General features: G+C 63.1%; 1 protein-coding gene. It reads left to right on the top strand.

From position 1 onward, the window contains the following. Positions 1-919: sulfite exporter TauE/SafE family protein (locus G6021_RS17290; protein ID WP_241736482.1), on the top strand; the 919-nt coding region annotated here is incomplete at its 5' end. Positions 920-1,844: the final 925 nt, after the last annotated feature.

A 1,844-nucleotide genomic window follows, 5' to 3' on the forward strand; every position in this document is an offset into this window, starting at 1 on the left:
CGGCGCGACCTCGCTGGTCAGCCTGTTCGGCCACGCCCGCAAGGGCAACGTCCGGTGGCGCACCGGCCTGATCTTCGGCGCCGCCGGCATGGTCGGCGCGTTCGGCGGCGGGTTGGCCGGCGGCTACATCCCCGGCACCGTCCTGATGGTCGCCTTCGCGGTGATGATGATCGCCACCGCGGGCGCGATGATCCGGGGACGCAAGGACCGGGACGGCCGGAGCACCGGCCACCACCACCCGCTCTGGCGAATCCTGCTCGACGGCCTCGTCGTGGGCGCCGCCACCGGACTGGTCGGCGCCGGCGGCGGGTTCCTCGTGGTTCCGGCCCTGGTACTCCTGGCGGGCCTGCCGATGACCGCCGCAGTGGGCACCTCCCTGCTGGTCATCGCCATGAAGTCCTTCGCCGGCCTGGGCGGCTACCTCACCTCGGTCAGCTTGGACTGGCCGCTCGTCGCAGCGGTCACCGCCGCCGCCATCGCCGGCTCCTTCGTCGGTGTCCGGCTGACCTCGGTGGTCCCCGAGAAGGCGTTGCGCAAGGGCTTCGGGGTCTTTGTCCTACTCATGGGCGCCTTCGTCTTGTCCCAGGAACTGCTCTTCCCCGCCGCGCCGATCATCCTCGGCGCCGTAGCTTTGCTGGCGCTCGGCGCTGCCGTCTGCTTGTTCTTCGCCCGGGACCGCTGTCCCCTGCGCTCCAGACCTTGTGACAAAGTTGCGGGAGTTGCGGAGAGCTACGCAACGCCTTGCAGTTGCCATAAACCGATTGCGGTCGACGTGATGGTTGCCACCCCTACTGCGACCGCACCAATGCGCCTGCCCATTGTCCAGGACGGACCATCGGATGACCCGACACCATTAGTAGACGCCGAAGCGCCCTCCCCACAAGCGGGCCCTACTCGGACGCGGTTGGACCTGCCGTAAACCACGACGTTGACGGAGGCTGTTGCTTGTGTCGCAGTCGGAATCTCAGCATTCGTCAGCGTCACCGCCTGCTGTCAGTGGCTCGGATCCTGCCAAACCCGTGGCACCCGGCGCCTGACGGACTGGTGACTATGGGCTGGTGGGCCTGGAGCGTACTGACACTCTGATCGGCAACCGACATGCCGTGTCGGTTCTCAAACAATGTGGCAATTTCTCACTGGCGTGTCACATGATTCGCAGGAATCTGTCACCTCCTCGATTTGACAACACGACGCGCGTGGGTAGGCGGGCGGCGCGCGGCTACTGGAGCAGCCTTGCGCCGAGCAAGTTGAGGGAACGGATTGGCGTGACGAGCTTTCGACTTACGGCGCTTCGAGGCCAGAATGAAGGATAGTTCCGAACGCGCTGTCTATTTGTCGCGGCAACGTTCAGCGTGAGTCTCTGGGTTTAGCGGGGCGCCCAGGAAGGCGGTCGACTTCGAGTACTTCAGCCGAGCGCTGGATCTCACTGTTGAGCCGCCTCATCTTATGAAACGAACCTGACGCGGCGGTTGCCCCCGTTTGACGGTCCTGACCTCCCGGCACGCTTTCCTTCCTTGCCATTTTTTCTGGTCTTTCCTGTAGACGTACGCTTCTTGCTCTTACTTGAAGTGCTTGGTTTTCCTGAGCCAGTTTCTACGGACGCCTTATCGCTATTCGCCTGAGGTTTGCTATGGTCTAGTTCTCTATCTTCCTCAGATAGCTTGACACCAACCCGAATCGGGCAGACCGACGGTGTTCGAACTTTGACGAGGGAGCCGATTGGAGGCTATCTACGCTTGGATTCAATCGCGCCGCCGCCGATTGCTCGGATCGATTTTCCACTTGGGGTGTCGGGATACTCGACTCTGACGGGTTTAGGGGCTCTTCCGGAATCAGAGTGCATT

This window comes from Dietzia sp. CW19, from assembly GCF_014145265.1.
Lineage (GTDB): Bacteria > Actinomycetota > Actinomycetes > Mycobacteriales > Mycobacteriaceae > Dietzia > Dietzia natronolimnaea.